The organism is Methanobacterium veterum, from assembly GCF_000745485.1.
Taxonomy (GTDB): Archaea; Methanobacteriota; Methanobacteria; order Methanobacteriales; family Methanobacteriaceae; genus Methanobacterium_D; species Methanobacterium_D veterum.
On record NZ_KN050694.1, the window covers coordinates 445408 to 469374 of the forward strand.

At 28.3% G+C, this 23967-nt stretch carries 18 protein-coding genes; 6 read left to right on the forward strand and 12 right to left on the reverse strand.

What is annotated here, in order from left to right; genetic code table 11:
• From EJ01_RS15985 to EJ01_RS16005, 5 genes are all read right to left on the reverse strand, one after another.
• Positions 1-1893: a DUF2206 domain-containing protein gene (locus tag EJ01_RS15985; RefSeq protein WP_169740476.1), complete on the reverse strand. Its 1893-nt coding sequence runs from the start codon at positions 1891-1893 to the stop codon at positions 1-3.
• Positions 1894-2167: 274 nt separating this feature from the next.
• The gene (locus tag EJ01_RS15990) at positions 2168-3310 is read right to left on the reverse strand and encodes a glycosyltransferase family 4 protein (protein WP_048082704.1); all 1143 of its coding nucleotides are present in this window, start codon (positions 3308-3310) and stop codon (positions 2168-2170) included.
• A 16-nt stretch (positions 3311-3326) separates the two neighbouring features.
• A complete protein-coding gene (locus tag EJ01_RS16840) occupies positions 3327-3908 on the reverse strand; it encodes a class I SAM-dependent methyltransferase (protein WP_052376288.1) in 582 nt (193 codons plus the stop codon).
• Entirely contained in the window at positions 3880-5382 is a 1503-nt protein-coding gene (locus EJ01_RS16000; RefSeq protein WP_048082705.1) for a B12-binding domain-containing radical SAM protein, read from the reverse strand. Before EJ01_RS16000 ends, EJ01_RS16840 begins: the two co-directional genes overlap by 29 nt.
• A 4-nt stretch (positions 5383-5386) precedes the next feature.
• On the reverse strand, positions 5387-6595 hold the full coding sequence (locus EJ01_RS16005) for a glycosyltransferase (RefSeq protein ID WP_048082706.1): 1209 nt from the start codon (positions 6593-6595) through the stop codon (positions 5387-5389).
• A gap of 490 nt (positions 6596-7085) precedes the next feature.
• Here EJ01_RS16005 and EJ01_RS16010 point away from each other — a divergent pair, with 490 nt between their 5' ends.
• The 4 genes from EJ01_RS16010 to EJ01_RS16025 all read left to right on the forward strand — a co-directional run bounded on the left by EJ01_RS16010 (position 7086) and on the right by EJ01_RS16025 (position 10144).
• Complete coding sequence (locus tag EJ01_RS16010) at positions 7086-8078, forward strand: glycosyltransferase family 2 protein (RefSeq protein ID WP_084689257.1); 993 nt, start codon at positions 7086-7088, stop codon at positions 8076-8078.
• Positions 8079-8406: 328 nt separating this feature from the next.
• Complete coding sequence (locus tag EJ01_RS16015) at positions 8407-8643, forward strand: hypothetical protein (protein WP_048082707.1); 237 nt, start codon at positions 8407-8409, stop codon at positions 8641-8643.
• Between the two features lie 12 nt (positions 8644-8655).
• Complete coding sequence (locus EJ01_RS16020) at positions 8656-9354, forward strand: hypothetical protein (RefSeq protein ID WP_048192903.1); 699 nt, start codon at positions 8656-8658, stop codon at positions 9352-9354.
• 184 nt (positions 9355-9538) lie between these two features.
• Complete coding sequence (locus EJ01_RS16025; RefSeq protein ID WP_157197658.1) at positions 9539-10144, forward strand: hypothetical protein; 606 nt, start codon at positions 9539-9541, stop codon at positions 10142-10144.
• Positions 10145-10172: 28 nt separating this feature from the next.
• On the opposite strand, the gene EJ01_RS16030 is transcribed toward EJ01_RS16025, so the two are convergent.
• Together EJ01_RS16030 and EJ01_RS16035 are read right to left on the reverse strand one after the other, a co-directional pair.
• Positions 10173-11132 (reverse strand): CPBP family intramembrane glutamic endopeptidase, encoded by a 960-nt coding sequence (locus tag EJ01_RS16030; RefSeq protein ID WP_245611240.1) that lies wholly within the window; start codon positions 11130-11132, stop codon positions 10173-10175.
• A 558-nt stretch (positions 11133-11690) separates the two neighbouring features.
• A complete protein-coding gene (locus tag EJ01_RS16035; RefSeq protein WP_048082709.1) occupies positions 11691-12686 on the reverse strand; it encodes a UDP-N-acetylglucosamine 4,6-dehydratase family protein in 996 nt (331 codons plus the stop codon).
• 768 nt (positions 12687-13454) lie between these two features.
• On the opposite strand from EJ01_RS16035, the gene EJ01_RS16040 reads away from it, so the two are divergent.
• Positions 13455-14549 (forward strand): acyltransferase family protein, encoded by a 1095-nt coding sequence (locus tag EJ01_RS16040; protein WP_048082710.1) that lies wholly within the window; start codon positions 13455-13457, stop codon positions 14547-14549.
• A 796-nt stretch (positions 14550-15345) separates the two neighbouring features.
• Here EJ01_RS16040 and EJ01_RS16045 read toward each other — a convergent pair.
• Positions 15346-16503, reverse strand: a complete 1158-nt coding sequence (locus EJ01_RS16045; RefSeq protein WP_048082711.1) for a polysialyltransferase family glycosyltransferase — start codon at positions 16501-16503, stop codon at positions 15346-15348.
• A gap of 346 nt (positions 16504-16849) precedes the next feature.
• Between EJ01_RS16045 and EJ01_RS16050 the strand changes: the two genes are divergently transcribed.
• On the forward strand, positions 16850-17881 hold the full coding sequence (locus EJ01_RS16050) for a glycosyltransferase family 2 protein (RefSeq protein WP_048082712.1): 1032 nt from the start codon (positions 16850-16852) through the stop codon (positions 17879-17881).
• A gap of 179 nt (positions 17882-18060) precedes the next feature.
• Here the strand turns inward: EJ01_RS16050 and EJ01_RS16055 are convergent, their stop codons facing one another.
• From EJ01_RS16055 to EJ01_RS16070, 4 genes are all read right to left on the reverse strand, one after another.
• Positions 18061-20256 (reverse strand): DUF2206 domain-containing protein, encoded by a 2196-nt coding sequence (locus tag EJ01_RS16055; RefSeq protein ID WP_048082713.1) that lies wholly within the window; start codon positions 20254-20256, stop codon positions 18061-18063.
• 1 nt (position 20257) lies between these two features.
• Positions 20258-21448 carry a glycosyltransferase family 4 protein gene (locus tag EJ01_RS16060; RefSeq protein ID WP_048082714.1) on the reverse strand — a complete coding sequence of 397 codons (1191 nt, stop codon included), beginning with the start codon at positions 21446-21448 and terminating at the stop codon, positions 20258-20260.
• Between the two features lie 52 nt (positions 21449-21500).
• The gene (locus tag EJ01_RS16065) at positions 21501-22151 is read right to left on the reverse strand and encodes a class I SAM-dependent methyltransferase (RefSeq protein ID WP_048082715.1); all 651 of its coding nucleotides are present in this window, start codon (positions 22149-22151) and stop codon (positions 21501-21503) included.
• A gap of 99 nt (positions 22152-22250) precedes the next feature.
• Positions 22251-23282 carry a glycosyltransferase family 2 protein gene (locus tag EJ01_RS16070; protein WP_048082716.1) on the reverse strand — a complete coding sequence of 344 codons (1032 nt, stop codon included), beginning with the start codon at positions 23280-23282 and terminating at the stop codon, positions 22251-22253.
• Between the last annotated feature and the right edge of the window lie 685 nt (positions 23283-23967).

The following is a 23967-nucleotide window of genomic DNA, read 5'->3' on the forward strand; positions in this document are numbered from 1 at the left end:
TTATTCTCCCCTGTGATAATAAATATCCGAGAAGCCATTATCATAAATTTTTTCTGAGTTTTTAAATAAGTAGCCATATATGCCTAAATTTCCCTGCTCTAATTTATTGAAGGACCTGTAATATATTTCATTTTTTTCAGTATTATAATTCCATAAATAGACATAATATTCCTGATTCGGGATTAATGAAGCATTTATAGAATCAAAAGTAAAACTAAAATAGTGAACATTATATAAATATCCCCAACTGAGTCTCTTTGTCCCAAAATAATCTGAATAAATCTTATAAGGTGCATAAATTGAAGTGTTAGTTGAATATACTTCACTGCGTTCTTTATTTTCATTAAATAACCATCTTGCAGAACTTACTTCAGAATCATGGATATAAAACTCATTATATCTATCCCCATTATTGTTTAAATCTACAGATGTATGAATTCCAAGTAGTTGATCCGTTACAAATGTAACATTGAATAACTGCAGTAGCAATAATGGTAAAATTAAATAAGAAACATGTTTTAACTTAATTTTTTTGGCAGTAGCTATCAATCCAATAACCAGAAAAGGCGCTATAATAACTGTAACCTGCAAAAATAGTCTGGCATTACCATATTTAGAATTTATATATGGTAGCACTGCAAAAGATACTATTAAAGCTATACATACAATTCCTAAAATAGTAAATTCACTGTCTAATTTTTTTCTACACTTAAAAAAAGAATAAATGGCACCTAATGCAATGAAAATAAATGTTAAATCGTAGGTGTATATCCTTATCATTTCCGCTATGTTTGATATGCCCTGTCCCATAGTAATAAGTACAGACTGATCTCTAGCTTCGATATCAAAGAAATTAATTAAGTTCTTAAAAGTGTCATTGATAACCACAATCGTGCTGTTAAAACTGGCATTTAATTGGCTGTACCAGAAGAATATGAAAACAAACATTAAAATAATTAAAGTTAAGCTCAAATTTGTTTTTATATCCCTAAATAATCCAAATTTAACATAATTAAATAAAAAAAGTATTGAAAATAAAATTAAAAATATATAAGCTGATGTATAATGAGAAACTACAACTCCAAACATCAACAATATAAAAATGATCTTCCCATTGTTTCTATTAACTAATTCTTTTTCTAAAAATATCATTAATGCTAAAGAAAACAAAACCATTGCAATGATCTGCCTCATCATACTCTGGCTTTCGTCAATAAAGGGCAGCTGAAAAACAAAATATAAAGCTGCAAAAAACGCATATTGATTGTTTAAATACTTTTTTGAAATAGAAAATACTGCAAGGGGAGTTATAGAAAACAGCAAAGGATAAACAAGTTTGAAGATATAAGGGCTGTTAATGTTCAATAATACGCCATAGATAGTTGGTAAAAGAGAGGAACTTAAACAAGCTGTAAGAACCGACCTATAGTTTGCAATATTCCAGGATAAGTTTTTTAAAACCATTTGAAAAGCAAAATATTCACTGTAAACATCCCTTCCCAGTATATAATTAGAAGTTAAGCTATGGACAAACAGTAGAGAAATACTAATCATTAAAAGAGCTATAGGATAAGTATTTCCAGATATATTATTTTTTAAATATGCTAAAATCATGATATAAGCTGCAATAAGAAATATTAAAAATAACAGCAGTAAATTGCTTCCAAAATGGCCCATAACATAAGTCCCCAGCACGGCTAAAAAAGGGAAGATCAATGGAAGAAGTACAGTAAATTTGTAGCTGTTGTTAAAATTTAGTTCTAAATTAACGGCAAATGATTCTTTATTTATTTTATAACCTGCAATTAACATTATTAACACAATAATTGATAATGAGAGTGTTAAATGTATAGTCGATAAAGGTTTTTGGATACCTACAGCTAAATAAGCCATATTTATAAGGACACCCGCAAAAATTAAAAAGCAAATGCTCAATCCAACTGATAACAAAAATTTCTTTAAAAAATTTAAGTTATTGACTTGAAGAATATACAGTATTGATAGACCTGGAATTATAGAAAAGCATAAAAATGCGAGTATTTGCCTTAATATTGTTATATCTATACTTGAGTAAAGAAAAAATTTATCAGAAAAGATGAGGATATTTGTTAATATTACAACTGATATTAAATAATAAAACCATCTATTTGGTGGTATTTTTAACATTTTAACCCTCCAAAGCCAGTTTAAACCTTTCTAAAGCTGTCTTAAAACTGTATTTATCTTCAATTAATTTTCTTGAATTTAGCACTATTTTATTTATATCCTGAAAATTTAGTGCTCTAATAATATTTTTTTCAATACAGTCTGGGGAATTGTCTTGCATAATAAATCCCGTCTTTTCATCAGTTACAACATCTAAAACTCCCCCAACAGGAGTTATAATAACAGGAGTGCCGCAGGCCATAGCTTCAAGCATTATATTTGGCAGTCCCTCTATATACGACGGGATAACTAATAATTTAAGTTCATTTAAATATTCAGGTAAATCTTCATGGGATATCCATCCACTAAATTTCACTTTATCCAGATTATTATCAGCAACAAAATTAACTACTTCACTTTTAAGCGGACCATCCCCACCTATAAAGAAATTCAAGTCTTTATAATCATCAGAAATGTACTTCACTGCCTTCAAAAAATTAATTATTCCTTTTTCACTGCTTAAACGGCCTATATAACCAATCAGATCATTACGTTGATCATATTTTTTTTGAATTCTAAAACGCGCCGTATCAACAAAAATAGGGTTATTTAATATAATTTTATCTGTTTTAATATCTAAATGCAAATTTTCTGCTATTTTAGGAGAATTTAACACTATTTTATCTGATAAATAGAAATTCATTCCTTCAAATAATTTATAGAATATATAAAAAAGATTTCCCAATACTTTGGAATTTTTTCCATGAGCATTTTTAACGCCAGCAGGAGCAGAGGTTTGCGGTAAAAAAATTATTTCTTTTTTAAGTAATTTAGACATAAACGCGGATAAAATTGGTTCCCCTGCCAGAAATATAACTAAATCATATTCATTTCTATCTTTTAGAAGCATTATAACAGTTTTTATTTCGGCCAGAATGTGCTGTATTAAAAAATTAAATACGTTTTTTCCTGGTTTAAAACAACCACAATATCTTATTTCAACATTTTTATCACATTTTGGGCAGTAAACACTTCCTAAAATTACATATAATCTGTTAAAGATAGAAGAAAATATACAGATATACTTATCCATAACTATATAATAATTAGGATACCTTGAAAGAAAGGGATAAGTGATTAAAAATACATGTAGTTTATTTTCCATTTATCCACCACTCATCTCAGGTTATTCCACAGAGTATTGATAAAACTCCAAATTTAATAGCTTTAGAATGTATAATTCCTGGTTTTAATCTTTCATGAATATTTATCCATTCAGAATCTGCCCTTTTGTATTCCTTTGGAGGTTTAAGGACAAACTGCATTATTTGAGAATATAATTCAATTCTAGGAACCAACGTTAGGATATACGCATTACTAACTCTAAATAACTCCCTCAAAACAGGTTCAGGGTCTTCAAAATGTTCCAAAAGCCCATCTGAATAAACCAGATCAAAATAATTATCTTCAAATGATAGGCCTTCCAAGATATCTGCCTTACATGTTTTTACTCCTTTTTTTCCAGTGATTTCAAGAGCTTCATCACTTAGATCAATTCCAATAACATCATATCCTTCATTTGTCCAAAATGAAGCTAATTTACCAGTTCCACATCCCGCATCCAGTATTTTAGCATCTTTAGGTATATCTAAAGAGCGGAAGTATCTTTTAAGGTTTATATATGTGGGTGTATACTCAGTTAATTTTAGAAAAGACCTTTTTTTACTCCAGTAGTTACTCCATACCTGATTTTGATTTTTCATCTTTATTTTCCCCCATATTTATATATTCAAGGAATATCTTAGCCGATTTGACCATAGTTTTTAACTCATGGAATCCATTTTTCCTTAAAATAGTTCTTAAAGCGGTAGGTATATAAAAAAAGCTTAAATAATACTCTTTGAGAGCTTTATTCACATAAAATTCGATATCTTCTTTAGTAAATTCAGGATATGATATGATACATTTTTGAAATCCATTTTCATCAATTGAATCGTTTAAATCATCTATAAGGCAGTATTGATTGTCTAAAACCCAATCATAAAATTCAGTTCCGGGTATGGGGGTGGCCACTGCAAACTGTACCATGTTTGGCTGCATTTTCTTTACAAAATTTATAGTTTTTTCTGCTGTCTCCTTAGTTTCTCCAGGTAAGCCAAAAATAAAGTCTGCAAGTACAAGAAGCCCTGCCTTTCTAGCAGATCTCATAAAAATTAGAGATTCTTCTGTATTTATTCCTTTCTTTATATTTTTCAATATCCTGTTATCTCCGGACTCAAAACCGACATCTAAAAGTCTGCAACCTGAATTTTTCATCATTTTCATTGTTTTATAGTCAAGATTTACCCGGGAATTACATGACCATGTAATGTCAAGTCCTCGATTTTTCATCTCCTGGCAAAATTCATAAATCCTACTTTTTTTAATAGTAAATGTATCATCTTCAATAAAAACTTCCCTTACATCTGGTAATTCCTTAATTATAAATTCAAATTCATCAACTATATTTTCTACACTTCTAACCCTATAATCTCTACCCATTAATGTTTTTGGCCATGAGCAAAACGTGCATTGATTAGGACAACCTCTACCTGTGAAAATTTGAACCATAGGATACAGGGTATGGGTTAAGAAATAGTCCTTGATACCTGTATGATCTTTGTAAACCTTAGAAACAAAAGGGAGCTTATCAAGTTCTTCAGAAGTTATAAAAGGTCTAATGGGTGTGTTAATTATATTACCTTCATTATTGTAGGCAATTCCCTTAACTTCCCCTAGATTATTACCATTTTCAATACAATCAACTATATTCCTCAGTGTAAAATCATATTCAAACTTAGCTACTATATCTATCCCTTTTTTTAGAATTTCATCTGGAAACTGGGAAGCTGGAGGTCCAACCAGTATAGTTTTTGAACCTGTTAGTTCTTTCAATTCATTTGCAACTGATATATCATTTCTTAAACTGGCAAAATTTGAATCAATAACTATTATTTCTGGTTTAAATCTTTTAATATCCTTCAAAACCGCATTGTAATTCCAGTCTTGAGCAGGGGCATCCACTAATCTAACATTATGATTCTCTTTTTCCAGCAAACCAGCAGCATAAGCTAACCATATAGGATACCAGTAAGTTCCCCCTCTTGTTACACCTCCTTGCCATCGTGTGCATCTAAAAAACTTTTTTATTTCTTGACCGTTTAATGAAAAAGGCGGGTTTAACAAATAGATATTCATTTAATCACTCCCTGGTTGAAGCAGCTTTTTCCCAAAATACGCTGTATCTCCCCTTAATGAAATCTTTCCATGCCAAAAGCAGTAAAAATTCGTTTAAAATAACGTAATGAATAATATGGAAAATTTTTTTAATTTTAAACTTAGAAATTGAGTCGTTTTGGATTATTTTGGATTTTAAATTCATTAAAAGGATAAATAAGAATATAAACAAAGATAAAGTTACTAAAAGATGTGTTATGATCACCTCAAGCATGCCCAATACAGATATAATAGCATAACATGCTAAAATTAAAATAAATATAAAAGGAGACATTACTGCTAATGTTTTATGTGATGGAAAAGTTAGAAGGGTGTATATATCCCGCGGTAAGAAAAAATAGCTGTGATATTTAAATATATTTTGTATAGTACCGATACTTGTCCTTTTTCTCTGTTTAATTTGATCTGATAAGTTTGTCGCTGACGGCTCATATACTACTGCTTCAGGTTCATATTCTATTTTGTAACCTTTTTTTCGAATGGCAATGCACATGTCTAAATCTTCCGAAAGGGCCTGAGTATCTGCATTTACTATATTTTTACGCCATGCATTTATTTCCCCATGGAATAAACATGCGGAATCTATTTTTGATTCACCAAGCCGCATAATAATTTCTAAATCCCAATAAAATGATTCAGACTGTGTTATTGAATTTTTCAAATTGTTAGTTATACAGTACATCCCCCCAACTGCTCCAATTTTAGGATTTTTAAAATGAGGGACTATCTCTTTGAGTACATTTTTATTAAAAATTGAATTTGCATCTGTTACAAGGATTATATTTCCCTTTGAATGTCTTTTACCATAATTTATGGCTGATGCTTTTCCTTTTCTTTCTTTCTCGATTAACAGTTTTAATTCAGGCCTTCCTGCATTTTCTTTTATTTTTCTTCTCACTATATCTTTAGTATGGTCATTAGAACCTGAATCCACCACAATAATCTCATAATTATCATCCATATAGTTTAAACGGTTCAAATTTTTGATTCTCTCACCAATTACATTTTCTTCATTGTAGGTTGGAACTATAATTGATACAAATGGATGGTAAGAGTAATCTTTAGCTTTAGGGTTATTTCTACGTGCAATTATGGCCATTAATGTAGGGTATCCAACAAACTGCCATATAATTAAAAATGATAAAAAGTATAAAATTAAGACTAATATAAGCACAATATCACCAAATAAGCCGTTTTATATCGCATATAACTATTTGATCTACTAATACTCATTTTAAACACCTAATAAATTCAAAATATACAATATATGGTATATAAATTCTCTAAATCACCATTTACTCCTATTTTTAGTATAAATTAGTACTCAAAATGATATTTTAGAAATTTATAGGAATAATTGTCTTTAAACCCCTTTGAATTACATTTAGATCCCTTTAATGTTTCCACTAGATACTCCTGCCAATTTAAGAAAATTTGGTAAGTTAAGTAAGTACATTATTACTTACTATCACATTTCATATAAATTTTACTGAAAATAATACACTTAGTTAAAAAATAAGACTTTTTTACAAACCTAAAGATTTAATAGGAAATAATAATAAAATAATATAGTAAAGTATGAAATTACACACTAACGTAAAATTCATACAAACTGAAATGTGTTATTCAGATTAATAGTTTAGTCAAAAAAATGAGTAGATATTATGGCAAAAATAACAGCAATATTACCGGCCTATAATGAAGAATTATGCATAAGCAGTGTAATTCTCTGTTCCAAAAAATATGTGGATAAAGTAATTGTTGTTGACGACGGCAGTACCGACAATACTGCAAAAATCGCTAAACTTGCAGGAGCTCAAGTAATAAGCCATTTTTCTAATAAAGGGAAAGGTGCAGCATTAAAAACTGGTTTTGAAGCAGCCAAAGAATCAGAAATCATAGTAACTTTAGATTCTGATGGACAGCACAACCCCAAAGAAATACCAAAATTAATAACCCCAATTATAAACGGGGAAGCAGACATAGTAAACGGCAGCAGATATATCAATGGGAATAAAAAAGATACTCCTTCTTACAGACGAATAGGCCAGTCAATACTTGATAAAATTACTAATTTAGGTAGCGGGCTTAATAGTACTGACAGCCAAAGCGGTTTTAGAGCCTTTGCAAGATATACCATACCTGCTTTCAGGTTCAGCTGCACAGATTTTGGTATAGAAAGTGAAATGTTAACAGATGCCTCGAATGTTGGTCTGAGGGTTAAAGAAGTCGAAATAGGAGTTAGATATGATACTGATAGTTCTACAAAAAATCCTATAAACCATGGAGTAGGTGTTTTAATCAAAGTTATAAATGATTTACAGTTTCAAAGGCCGCTGTTTTACTTTGCACTACCCGGTACCATAGTTACTTTAGCAGGCATAATTTTATGTCTCATGTTTTTTGGTAATTACATGTCATCCAATATTGCAGGCAACATAACACCTTCCGCATCTTATGGTTTAGCCCCCACAATCCTTGCAATAATGATGACACTAATCGGCGGATTTTTAGTATTAACCGGTATTCTCTTAGATTCAATGGGAAAAATGATAGATCGAATTATAATCAGTTCTCAAAATGGAGCTAGTATTTCTAAATCTGCAGAAGGTATAGATTTTAATAAACTTAAGAAGACCAATATAAAAAGTAAATAAGATTAAATTTGTTATAAAAACAGATATTGTTTAAAAATATTTCTATTAATTTTATTAAATCAAATAATCACTAAATACATTTATTTAATTTATTAATTCATTTTTACAGCTTTGTAGAAAATTAAAAACCTAATAATTATTAATTTATGTCGTTATGTGGTATTAGTACAAATTTAGTACAAAATTTAGTTAATAGTAATTTTAAATTCTCTAAACCATAATAAATCGTCCAAAAATCACTGTAAAATACTGCCTTGTTAGTAAGTAAACACTAAAGTATATAAAGTTATAATAATAAATAGTATTACTGTAATAACGGAGGTGTTATATGATATCGACCGTAACAGCCACAACAACAGCAGTAGCTATGACGCAAGTAATGACCTATAGCATAATAGCAGTAATTGCACTCATAGCATTTCTAGCCTTTAAAGAGATCTTAAACACTGAATCACGCAAAAATAAGCGGGTAAAATCCTTTGTAGAAGGAAGTAATGTCGCAATTGTTCCATTGTTGATGGTATTTGTATCCCTTGTAGCCTCTAAAGTGGTGGCAGTAATTTAGGAGGTATTTTGTATGGAAAAAAGAACAGGACTAACCATTATGATAATGGTTGTAGTAGTAATGGGAGGAATTGTATACGCAAATACCCCTCAAACCCAACAGAATACCGCCATACCTACTGAAGCCACAAGCGTTGCATTTGAAAACCATGGAAACTCCTGGAAACATGTTGTCGCAGCCTTTGATATAACTGATGTAGATGGATCAGTTAAAAAAATCTATGCAGACTTATGGGTTAAGCCACAGGGAACTGCAACTGTTGATTTAAGCAGTCTTGCAGGTTTAAACAATCAATCACTCCCAGCTGGGACTAATGTGCAGTTGAAAACATACACTGTTCCTAATGTACCTACAGCACAGGTTCCTCAAGGTGTTACAGACAACAAAGTAACCGCAACTGCAGATCCATCACAGGGGGGCAAATATTTAGCAGCACTTACACCAAGTACCAGTGCCGCCGATCCAGTTGTTGTTACACCAAGAAACACAGTAGTAGTTAACGACACATCATTTAGTATCAATACTGGTGGAGGGGTCTCATTAGGTGGAACAGCAGCAGTGCCACTCTGTGCAAATGCTGGAGGAGCAAGTGCCCAAGCACCGACAAACGGCACAGCTGTCGCAAGCACGCCAGGAGTAACTGCCCAAGCACCGTTAACAGGACCCGTAGTAGCAAGTACACCTAGATTACGTATAGTACTGCCACTTTAAGCAAATAAACAGAATTAGCAGCGTCGATGGATGGAAAAACATACAGAAATGTCAAAATACATAAAAAGATATTTTTTACCAAACTTCAATTTGAGTACCAAAAAAGTTTTGTAGCCCCAAATACAGCTTTTGGGGCATTTTTTATTTGATAACAAAATTAACTAAACTTATAAACTGTGATACCATGACCAGAAACTCATACCTGTTTATTGCAGCTTTTATATCTGGATTTTTACTTTTAGGGATTGCAAGCAGTGCCCTTGAGAGTTTGTTATTTGATCAAATACCCTACAATTACACATCTTACCTTTCAATCCCGCCTAATCATTCCAATGAAGCTCCTATTGGAGGTTATTATAAAATATATGGGAAAGGGCGCGATTTTAATTTCCGTATAGTACTTCCAGGAGCTGAAGATCATGAAAGTCCCCTTGATTATACCTCAGATGGACTTAACGGTACAGGAAAGATAAATAACATTGATATAACATATGGTACCATTATATCGCTTTTATCAGGTAATTTTAAAAATGCTCTTTTTAACACCAGAGTTGACGGTAACTTTACCATGACATGTGCTGCCTGGACGGGTTACGGTAATTTCACAAACAACGGCAAGGATTTTCTTGGAAACTTTAAAATAAACGGCCCAATTTCAAACTGGGAAGGAAAATTTAATCTCATCCCTAAAAATAACCAGATAGCATTAAAAACAGATTACATATGGTATCCTAACGGCAGTAAGGCTCCAAATAACATTAAAGAAGTTAAAAAAACATATTATATGTAAAATAGAACACATTCACCTATTTTTAATTTTATAGAACTGAATTTATATACGGCATTAAAATTGGAAATATAAAAGGCATTACCAAAAATAAAAAGGTGTTAGAAATTCCGTGGGAAAATGTAATCCCAAATAAGCTTCCTGTTTTCTGGAATGTGTAACCATAGAATAAAGCTACACTGAACACAAATATAAGATCCAAAGTTGAATTCCATCCTATGTGAAGGGCAGTAAAGAGTATTGAAACATACAGCAATCCCCATATATTTCCAAGTATTTTTTCTGCATTTTTTTGAAGTATCCCCCTAAACAGCAGTTCTTCTGCAAACCCAGTAGACACTATAAGGATCATACTTGCAAATAAAACTGTTTCTAAATTAAGTGAAGAAATCAACGGCTGAGGTTTCAGTATCAAATACTCAATAAACCCCAAAACAACTCCACTTAACGCAATGGCCAATTGAACAGGAATATTACCTAAAACTAGCCCTACATTTTTTCGGGTGAGCTTTTGGGACCTCATAAGTACAAATGATGCAGCAAACAATGGAATTGCTATAACAGGGAACCAGTAAAGTTCACTCACCTGCATAAGAGGTATAGTAAGTCCTATTATTCTAATCATTGGTAAAATCATCATAGAACGGAGAAGATACGAAAATTTAGTGGAATGAGTAACAGAAGAATTAATTAAAAGAGCAGAAAGAATAATAGTATGCATTATAAGACCATATTCCACACTGTAATGGGCAGTTACGATTTCTGCAGCAATTATGGCCATTAAATATATAGTAAGTATCAATACTTCTTTTTTGAACCATTTAAACTTTATTTGTTTATCTTCAAGGTCAGTTATTATCTTTCTAACGCGAATTTCCCTTTCTTGACTTTCAATATCTGACATTTTCAGCTCTTTTAAAAAGGATTCCTCTTTTATACCATAATGAGTTATCTCTGTTTTAAGTGCTGTTTTGGATCCTTTTTTGTCCATTGATTCACCATTATAATGTTAGTACTTACATCATATTTGTGATTAATGAATATATAAAATTTTCCAGTAGAAAATGAGTTAATAAAAAAGAAGTTCTTTATTGCTCAATTTTTAAATAAAAAGACACGTATAAAACATCAAATAATAATGCATACTGTAAATTCACATTATTAAATAAATTTCAGAAGAAACATTCGCTATATAGACCTATGATATAAAATTAAGTAATACACACTACCTTTTAAAATGATATCAAATGAGTAAACTATACCCTTAGAAAACATTTTTTTATAAAATATTCACTTTCTTCTTCATTTATCCCTACTTTTTTAATAAACGCTTTATATCATCAAAATGTATTGTATTTTATGTTTTCAATTTTTAAAAATTTTTCTTGGGTAAGTAAACCTTCACGTATCCTTTTGAGTAAATATCAATAAAGCTTTTTCCTGCAATTTGTATATTAATCCATATGCCATGATACATTTATGGCTTTAATTTTCCAGGTTCTTACAATATATTCAATTCCATGAAATGATTAAAAATAATGATATTAAATTAAATGCAATAATTTTTTAATACATCTTTAATCTGTTTTTTATTCAATTTTAATGCATTATTAGAATTATAATGGATTTCAGGCTTTTTGAGGACTCTTTCAGAATTTAAAATATATAAATCTCCATTATCCATAACATAATCAAGTTCATCTTCATTCATTAATTCTTCAAACAGTTTTTCTCCCAGGCGTTTTCCTATAATTTCTATTTTAATTTCTTCAGGTTTGTAACCATATATCGGACTTAATTCATCTATCATAGCTTTGGCAAGGTCAATAATGTTAACTGCCGGCATTTTAAGGATAAATATTTCGTTACCTTCAGCAATTACTCCTGCTTTAATAATTAACCCTACAGCTTGAGGTATTCCCATTACAAAACGGGTCATTTCATAATCAGTGATAGTTACAGGGCCTCCATTTTTTATTTGATTTTTAAAAATTGGCACAACAGAACCCCTTGAATCAAGAACATTTCCAAACCTTACACACGAAAATACAGTTTTTTTATCGCCTTTATAATAATTTGCAGAAATCGTAAGCCGTTCTGCTAAAAGTTTTGTTGCACCCATAACATTAACCGGATTAACTGTTTTATCTGTGCTAATAACTATTGCTTTACCAACGTTTTGGTCTAAAGCTGCATCTAATACATTTTGAGTACCTATAACATTTGTTTTAACAGCATCAAATGGGTTATACTCACATAAAGGAACATGTTTTAATGCAGCAGCATGGAATATTATATCAACCCCCTCAAAAGCTCGCATTAACCTTTCTTTATCCCGTATATCCCCAATTAATGTTCTGATTTTGTCTGAATTTAACTCCTGTTCCAATTCAAATAAGCCTGTTTCATTATTATCTAAAACACGGATAGCTTTAGGATCAAGTTCTAGAAGATTTCTGACAATTTCACTACCAATAGAACCCGCGCCACCAGTTACAAGAATCGTTTTACCACTATAAAAATTAAAGAATGATTCTTCTATCATTATTAGCTCCCTTTTTAGTGTGTATCTAATATTATTGTATTATATTATATATAAAAGTTATTATTATTGAAAACTGAATTATTTAGAATGAATAATACTAAATTTGATAATATAAAAATAAAATAAAGTATTAGATAAAAAAATAAATAATTAATAAACATTTTAAAAATGTAAAACTAAATTTAAAAAATATATTTATTATAATACGGATATTATTTACTTATTTTAATAAATAAAGATATATATAAACTTTTATAATTAAAATATATAACTATACTTAGTTATTTTTTTATTTGTGTTTCTAAATTCATTATTTTTTTTTAATAATGAATTTTAATACTCCATTTATCATAATTAGTTTTATAACTTACTAATTTTGGAATACATAACATTTATCCAGATAACTAACCAATTGCAGGTATAATCAAATTAATGAGTGTGAATCATCCTTCTGATTCTTTAACCTAAAAAACGAACTACATCACATAATTTGAAATATTAGCTATTCAGTGCTTACAATGATTTTATCAATATGTTTGCTGTTTTAGCGTGGTTAATAGTCCATGCTATCAAAGGTTTGCCACATAGTTCACATATGTTTTTCCTGGAATTCTCTTAATACTGCTCTTAGCTGAAATAATTGCTAAGATATTCATATTATACGTACTTGTTATTTGTGATGTTAATAACTTACTAATCTAATTAAATCAGCAAATATTAATACATTAATATATATAATTAGTATGTAAATAATTTTTTAGTGATTGTATGAATAAATCTAAATATTACGCTCAAATAGACTTTTTGAAAGCTTTAGCAATAATATCAGTTATTATTCTTCATACAATACCATCCAATACAGTAACAAATCCAATATCTGTATTTAGTATTTACCAAGCAGTCCCTATTTTTCTTGTTTTAATGGGTACCAATACATTAATGTCTTTTAAAAGACACAACTATCAAGTTTTAATTAATATATATCCTCCATACTTAAAAAATAGGTTTGAAAGGGTAGCATGTCCATTAATCATATTGGGGATATTATCCCTAGTTTTAGGGATTTTAAGTAACAAAATAATATACCTAGGCATATTAACATTCACAGGCTATCTACCTGTATCAGGCCCAGGTAATTATTTCGTATCCATATTAATCCAATTTGTTTTAATATTTCCAATTTTATACAAGTTGTACAACTATAATTCTAAATACTTATTAATAATAAGCTTTATTCTCACTTTTGCCTTTGAGGTATTGGCAAATCAAATTTTAATTGATAATTCATATTTATATAAAGCGTGTATCTTTAGATATCTATTTTTAATTACATTAGGAATGTGGTTAGTAGATAATTTTGAACCAGCTGATCTCAAATTATTTATCATGAAAAGAACCGTTTTAACCGGGTTAATTGCAAGTATCGCATATATGGTGGGAGTTTCAGCCTTATCATGGAGTTTCCCATATTTTCCAAGTTCATGGCAGCCACAAACAGTATTTTCCTTTTTTTATCCACTTATTCTTTGTGTCATTGGAATTAAATATTTACCTTCAACTTCAAAGGGACATATCATGAATATCCTTAGTTTAATAGGTAAAGCATCATACCATATTTTTTTGATACAAATAGTATTCTTTGGAGCAGGATTGTCTTTAACTGTGGTTTTAAGTAATTACAGTTTATATAATGATACATTTTATTATGGAGTATTTGCACTGATAGGAAATATAACAATTGTTCTAATTATAGGATTATTATTTTTCTTTATAGAATCCAAAATAGAAGCGTTTATTTTTTCTTTAATTAAACAAGTGAAATCATTTAAAAAACTGTTAAATTATAAATTAAAAGTTAAATGATACATCCAAATGAATATAAACTTTTGTACAATAAATAGTTAATTAGATTACACTATCCTAAATGAAATTATTGCCCATTTTATCTAAATCATTCTACTCAAGAATATGAATCCAAATTAATGCAATTGCAGGCCAGTAAAGTTACTTGCAGCACTTGGATTACCCTAACCACGGTTAAATATTTTGCATCAACAAAAAAGAAAAAAACCAAAAATCTTTACACTATTACTTTAATAACTATCTTAAGTATAATTATATCATGTATTGTTCCTATTTTCAGATATTGCAGACACATTATTCAATTGAATATTAATTACAATGATATTATCATTAATAGCAATTACAAGATATTTTAGTTCAATTAATTCAATTTTTTTAGAACATATCAAAAAAATAAGGATATATTCTTAACTAATCTTATATTCATACTAAAAAAGACAAAAACTTATTGATCAAATATGGATAATTGTCATAATAATAAATTAATTTTGAATTTTTTTTCTTGTTAAACAATTTGGAACTATAGCTGCAACCATTACAATATTAATAAATTACAGTTTCACATTTACAGTTTGGGATTAATTCTAAAAATCTATGTTATTTGAATTTTGATTTATCATTAAAATCATCTTTGTCCAGCACAATGTCAATTTCAATAGTTATAATAAATCCAGTAGAATTTTAAGCAGGATTATGATGATTTAATAAGTTAATTATTTATTCAGGAATATTATTACTTCTAGAAATATAACTAAGAAAAAATTCAATTTTTTAAATAGTTAATGATAAATCATAGTTAATTCCCTTTTAATATCTGTTTTAATTCTCCCATATTAGTGGTAAATTTAATAAAACTGCTTGTTACTTTTTTAAATTCATCCATTTGGGATTTTAATATACCACTATCAGAATACTCCAATGACAAATCAGCGACACTTACCACGTCCATATCATAAAACAGTTTAGCATTTATCAAAGCTGTGCTTATAAATCCAATCACATAAACCGGATCAATATTAATGAATAAATCTTCTACAGGAAAATCGTTATCTAACTGTTTAACATCGTAATCTTTCAATACATCATCATATTTACCAATTGTTTCCCTTGGATGTGCTTTTAATAGAACATAGTACCCTTCTTGATTCAAAATTTTAATCAATGATTTCATCAATTCAATTTCATTTTGTATAGACATTTGAAAGTGCTCTGAAAAAGTTCCTGTCAACAAAACTACTGAATTTTTATGAGTTAATTCAAAATTCTTTTTTCTAAATTCGAATATCTTTTTATAAGAATTTATCAATTCAGTATTAATCTCATAATCTTTCTCTTGATTAAAAATAAATCTTTTTTCAAGGGGCATATTTCGTATAATAAGTTTTATAAAACTTCTTCTTATTATAATAGATACAACCCTATTTATTTGGACTTTTCTAACTGTTTCATTTAATGATCCCCTTTTTAAAGAAGCTTCAAAAAGTTTTTGTGGTACATAAGTCCCAAATCCTTCATCTATGAGGATTAATTTAATATAATATGTTGTATACAGGTCTTTCATAAAAACCATTTTAATAAGATCTGTTGAAGGACTAAAAGGACTAATTAAACATATTATTCTCTTATTATTGTTTTTAAAATTTATTTTTTTAAATAAAATTTTTAAAAAACCAATTTTTGAATAAATTCCTGATTCACGATCATGTAAACTTAAAAAAATAAATTTAACATTTGCAAACCCTTCGCAAACAAAGTCTTTCTCCCCAATAACAAAACCACTAACCTCATGTTCAAGAATAAAAATTAACCCATTTGGCTTTATACCGTTATTACGCTTCACAATATCGTAAATAACTGTATCAACGCCAACTGCATGCCAATGTGAAATAGCTGTAGCTACAAAATCAATTTTTTCATTCTTTAAGATATTATATATTTCTTCCAGACTGTACATGTGTAATATTTATAAATTTAATAGTATTAATATCTATTATTTTCTAAGAGTTTTTAGTTTGCAGTATTTTTTAGAACTTTCAAAATAAACAATTGTAATGATAGTGAATAGAATTTAAAGGCATTTATTTCATCTTTAACTCTATTAAGATTATTAATAATACTATTAAAATATAAAAAAAATTATTAATGATTCTTTAACTAATTCTACAGTTCATATTTTAAATAAAAACATTGATCAGTGCATTTTCTTAAAATAAAAATTTAATTTATTTTATAAATAAAAAATTAGATATATTATATTATAATAAAGTATTAACAATAAAAAAAATAAAGGTGACAATATAATGTTAGATAATAAAACTCTAAATATTACAATAATTATTCTCAACTGGAATGGTTGGAAAGATACTGTAGAATGTCTAGAGTCTCTTTACCAGATAGATTATCCCCATTATAATGTGATTATTGTAGATAATAATTCTTCCAATGATTCCATTAAACAAATTAAAGAATATTGTGAAGGAAAATCAAAATTAAAATCTGATTTTTTTGAATATAATCCCACTAATAAACCTCTACATATATTGGAAATTACTAAAACAAAATCAGAAACTGTAAAAATCATAGATGAATTTTCTAATTTACCTTCAAATAGGAAACTCATCCTAATAAAAAATGATAAAAATTATGGTTTTGCAGAAGGAAACAATATTGGGATAAAATACGCACTTGATAACTTGAACCAAAGATACATCCTCCTTTTAAATAATGATACTGTCGTTGATCAATATTTTTTAAATGAACTGATAAAAGCAGGAGATTCCTGTGATAACATAGGTATTCTAGGTCCAACAGTATACTGCTATAACGATAAAACTAAAATACAATCTGCAGGTGTTAAATTATATCCCAAATTAGGTTATCAAAAATTCTTAGGATTAAATGAAATAGATAATGGACAATTTAAAGAAATAACCTCAGTGGATTATGTACAGGGATGTGCATTACTTGCAAAATGTGAAATATTCAATGAAATTGGACTTTTAGATACAGATTACTTTTTATATTGGGAAGAAACTGACTGGTGTTTTAGAGCAAAGAATGCAGGTTACCATGTAGTCCATGTTCCAAATGCAAAAATCTGGCATAAAGGTTCAGCTTCAAGTACAAATAATGACATAATTTATTATGGCACGCGTAATATGTTCTGGTTTATGAAAAAAAATGCTAGAAAAACTCATTATATTATATTTCTAGTTCAGTTCTTCTCTTTAAGACTCTGGCTTCAAATAGGAATGTACTTAATATATTATAAAACAGGCCTAAAAGGCATATATTCATTTTTTAATGGAATAATGAACGGTTTGGATACTTAGTAAAGATTCAAATGTTAATTAAACAATAGATCGCAATTTACATCGTGATAAAGTTTCATTTTTGTATTCCCTTATTTAGTTAATATAAACTCAAAATTCCTTGAAAATTTATGATTCTGCTATTTAAATCAATTTTTATGAAACTATTCAATCAAACTATGCAACTTAATAACATTCCATTAATAAAATATTTGCGAACCTCCATTATCATAAATCTTGTTCCTATTATTAAATAATCCATTTGAAGACTCATAATAAAAGGTAAAAGGAGGTTTTGAAAAAAGCATTTCCTTTTCTTTTATATTCTTAGTCCCTAAAAATAGATAAGATTCTTTGGGTATAGAGTTAAAATCAGAAGGTATTGCTTGGACTTTAATACCTTCTGAAGTTAGTAATAAATTTCTATAACCATCAGCATAATAATAAGTTTCTCTATACATTTTAGTCCCATTTTTAGATGGAATATCAGAATATAACTTTATTTCTTGAAATTGGGAAAGCCAGTTTGCACCTGAGACTTCCATTTCATTAAACAATGGAAAATCATAATTTGGATTCAAACCTGGAGATGGAGCATCATAACTTGTGACTTCATAAATAATCTTAGAATTAAACAGGAAAAAAACTATAAGAAAAATTGAAAAGATTTTTAAGGCAGTATCCCTGTTTTTAAGTCTGAATAACTTTTTTAATAATAAAGTCCCTCCAATTACACAAAATGGTGCTAAAAATATTAGAGTAATATGATACAACCTTGAGGTATTTATAGTGCTTGCAAAGTTAGGAACAATCATACCTGCTACAGCAACTAAAAAAGCTGCAGAAGCAATGGACAGATACGTGCTGTTAAATTTATATTCTTTAAATTTTAAAAATATACCAATTAAACCCGCAAAAACACAAAATTGAGATATAATATCTAAATACTTTTCAATATTTTGAAGTACAGTTTGGTTACGAGTAATGAGATATATGCTCTGGGTAGAAGATGTGGATAAAAATTCGTCTCTTAAATTAGTAATAATATGATCAGAAATAGATACAAATGTGTTAAAATTAATGCTACTGGAAATATAAATATACCAAACAACTGCCATGCCTATAAAAAGTAGTAAATAATTAAAATTTAATCTATAATTCAAAGTACCTGAAAAGTCCATTATTTTTAAATTTTGAACAAATGGAAACGAACTTTTATTCAATACATACTTTAAATATTTAATTCCTTTAAAAATTAATAACGCCAGTAAAAATATAAAAATAACAATATAAGATGTGGCATAGTGTGACACCACAACTGAGAAACTGAATAACACGAATAAAATAGTCATTTTATACTTAATTTTCTCTTCTAACATTAAAATTAAAATTAAAATTAAAAAAAGTTCCGCTATTTGCTGCCTTGGAAGTTGAAACATTTCAATGAAAAAAACGTAAAATGACATGAAAAAGAAACTGGATAAAAATCCTATTTTTTTGCTTGTTAATTTCTTCGCTATTTCATAAATCCCAACCGGAGTCAACGAAAATATTAAGGGAAAAATTATTTTATATACCCACACTAAATTGAGACCAACTACCTTTGTAAAAAATGAAGGCAAAAGTGTGGTGCTTAACATTGCATTACAAGTCATAGGAGCATTATAATCCCAGAATGATTGCGTAATTACCAGATTAGCTAATTTATATTCACCCATTATATCCCATCCCCAAATATAATTGGATATAAGTGAATTATGATATAGTAAAGATAGGGAAATCATGAAAATTATAAGTGGATAAAATTTAGGGGAAATTTTATCAAAAACAACTGCTAAAACCAGCACTGGAATCAGTAAAATATAAATTTCTATCAAATAATTTAAAGAGAAGTGATTTATACAGTATGTACCAATTATAACTAAAGGAAGCAATAAAATTGAAAGATAGAGAAATGGAGATTTTATATAATGTATTTCTATAAAAGAAGGGTTAGAATAATTTTTATCATTGATATAAGCTAATATTGATAGTGAAATTTGTAAAATTAATAAAGTTAGTATCATATTTGTAGGTGTTAATGGATCTGTAAAAAATTTAAGCAATATAACATTAAGAAGAAAGCCTATTACCATAACTAATGACAAACTTGAACCCATTGTAAATAATAAAGTTTTTAAACTCCCTAATTTATGCAATCCAAGTGTTCGTAAAAACAATATGCCTGGAACAAAAATAATGCTGATTAATGCTGTTATTTCTTTTATTATAGGAATATTTATTCCTAATTGGTTAAGTAGAAAAAATCCTAAAAATAAAACCTGTAATATTAAAATTGTTGAAAAAAATGTCTTTATATCCCAATCGTTCATTTCTAAAGGGTTTAACAACTTCATGTCAACACCCTGAATCAACAGTTAAAATACTTTCGTACATTTTTACAGTAGAGTCTATACATTTATCCCACGTAAAATATTTGGCTCTTTTAATTCCTTTTTTAGTTATATTGTCCCTAACTTTTTTATTCTCCAAAAGGTAAATTAATTCATCCAAAATGTATTTGGGTTCTTTTTTAAGTAAAGTAACAGCACCTTCATCAACAAGTTCAGGTAGAGATGATTTATTTAAAACTGCTGTTAAAGTTCCACAAGACATAGATTCCAAAGGAGGGAATCCAAAACCTTCATATTCAGATAAAAAAATAAATAAGTCCAATGCATTGTAAAGCAAACACAGTTCTTTATCAGATATATAACCTGTTTTAATTACAATTTTCTCTAAATCAAATTTTTGAATCATTTCGTCAACGAACTTATTGCTTTTTCCGATTAATATCAATTTAAGATTTTTATAATGCTTTGATAACATTTTGGTTACTTTTAAAACAATGTGTATATTATCTATTTTACGCTCAGAATTTATGGTTCCTATCAACAAATCATTATCAAAATTGATATATTTACATTTGAAATTTGAAATTTCAGAATAATCCAATTTATGAAAATTGTTGAAGTCTATTCCATGATTAATTACAAATAATTTAGATTCCGGAACATCAAAATATTTAAGTAAATCTTTTTTTGTATTTTCTGAAGGTACTGCAATTCCATCTACATTTTTTAATATTAACGGAAAAATCTTTTCATATCTGATTTTCGAAAATAACCTGACATTTAATGGATTTACATAATTACAACAATATTTGTATAAATAGACGCCTACATCGTGAACATTAATTATTTTTTTAGTATTAGACCTATTTCTAAATGGATAATTTACAAAAGGTCCAAAACTGTAAGTATCATGAATTAATTCCAGTTTAGATTCATTAATTGTTTTGGGTAATTGAAAAAAATTTCTAAATGAAATTCCAAAATAAGAATCGCCAAAATACACTGGTATTTTTTTTGGTGAAATATTATGATCATTAGTAGCCATATCTATCAATTCGTTTTCAAATCTCTTTGAAGAGTAATATACCACAATATCATCTATACCCCTTTTTGACAATCCTTCAATTAATTTTAATGAATATCTTTTAATACCCATACCGCTAACTGCAGTGTCTGGAATAATTCCTATTTCCATATTAGATTCCTCTTTAAATTCAACTTTGTAATATTTACAATGAAAATATAATTTATTCACTACTCAATTTTTCAAAAATCAAGCAATAATTAGGTTTATTAAAATTAAAAAGTCCCGTTTCTTTAAAATTCATTAACGGAAATGTTTCATTCATTAATTTAACAATCTCTGCTTGACTGATAAGTGATACGTTTTTATCTCCAGATAAATATCTATCAGACATATATGAAAGAAAAGACTTAAAATAACCTGGTTCAATGTCCTTAATTAATATTCTAGTGTTTTTAGATGTAATGCTGGGTAAACTATTAAAAAATATTCTTCTTTCTGAAGGAGGAATATGATGAATTACATCGCTAATTAATATTACATCGATATTCTTTCTATCAGTCCTAGATCCATAATCTAATATACTTGTATTAGGTAAAATTGTTATTTTTTGTCTGAATTCCTGCTCAATGAAGTTTCCTATAGATGGAGCAATATCTATCATTGTTACATCGATATCATGATATCTGTTGAATAAATGATTTATAAAATCTCCATCACCTCCACCTATATCCAGCAGATGATCTTTAGGCGATAGTTGAGGGATACAGTTTACTAATAAACTTAAATCTACAAAAAATCTTCTATATGTCCTGCCAATTAACCTAAAATTTTTTGGACCTAATATTCTTCTAGTAAATGTTCCAATTGACATTTTTTAGCCCCCTACATTTTATATTTTTTTTATTTAAGAAATCTTCTGATTCATATTAAGCTATAAACTAATTTAGTATCTATATAAAATTTATAAGCCTTAATTTTTAATATCAGCTGAAAATCTAAATGATATAACCTTTAATATGATGATATAATTTATATAATAAATCATATTGCCTACCTTTTTTACATACATATCCATCAGTGTATAATTTAACTGCTCAATAGGAACTTGCCAGTCCAAAGATTGAATTAATTCTTTCCGGTTACATTTTACTTTATCAATATCGCGCCCTAAACCTTCTTTCATAGCCTTAAATTTATATTCAATTCCAGTAAAACCTTTTAAAAACGCGTAACACGTAGTAAAAACTTCAGTGGTTATTAATGATGGCAAAAACATCAAATAATCTTTCCAGGTTAAATATTTTCTTAAAATAATGTACCTGCCCTTTTCAAGATGATATATCTTTTCTGCAGGAACCATTAATTTATAATCATGATAAATAATCGCAGATGGTAAATATAATATTTTTAAACCTCTCGATCTTATATTCCACGAAAGTTCAGCGTCTTCCATGTATAAAAAGAATGATTCATCAAACCCACCTATTTCCATATAGAGTTCCCTTTTAATCGCGAAACAGACCCCAGATAATCCTGCAATATACTTTGGCTTGTCAAATGCAGTTTTATCTTCTCCCAAACCAAGTGTAAATGTCAACCCTGTAAAATGTTCAATATTTCCACAAGTATTAATCTTTGATCCATCATAAAGCAGCGTTTTTGGGACAGTTATTATCTCCCTTTGACCTTCCAAAGGTTTAATAAGTTCTTCAATAGAAGTTTTTTCAACTTTCACATCTGGATTTAAAATTACAACATATTTTCGTTTACTGTATTTAATTCCAGTGTTTACCCCATTTCCATAGCCTTTATTTTCATTTTTTATCAATTTAACAGATGGAAATTTTTCAATGATTTTTACAGTGCTGTCACTGGAACCATTATCAACCACAATAATTTCAAGACCTTTATTAATCATTAGTGATTCTAAACACTCCCTTATAAAATTTTCGTGATTATATGTCACTATAATAATACTTGTATGGCTTAATTTTGATTCCATTGTTTCCCCTAAGGTTACAAATCATTTAAATAGGTTTAAAGGATTTAATTTATATTTATTATCAATAAATACGACAAATAACCTTTTAATATTGTAAATTTCATTATTTTACGTATTATTTCTAAAATTAACATTTTTAATCTAGAAATGAACTTATTAAGGTTCTCTTTTCAAATTTAAAGTCTAAAATACATTATTAAATTTGAACAGTCCATTTTATTGATAGTACTATATTTGATAAAAGTAATATATAATACTAACTACTTTAATAGTATTAAAAATAGTAATAAGTTAATCTAAGTATCAAGTCATAAAAATAGATGAATATACTACAATAAGATATCCAATTAAGGAAAACTCAAAAAAAATACTTATTAAAGAAGTGTTAAGATCCATAGGAACAAATTTAGTAAACAGATTAAAAAATAGAAAGTGTAAAATTACTGTAATTAAATTAGTAGACAAAAATGAATGATTGTGAAGAAATAAATATCAAAAATATACAAGCTAAATAATCTCAGAAATAAATAAGTGGGCATGTTAATAATTCAATACAGAATATATCCCCCAAAAGGATAGTTTAATATAAATAAAGACCATTTATTTGTCTTTAGTTAGGTATTGTTCCCCATAATTAAGAATATAATTTTTTTCAACCAGTAGAACTGCCATAAAGACTATATTT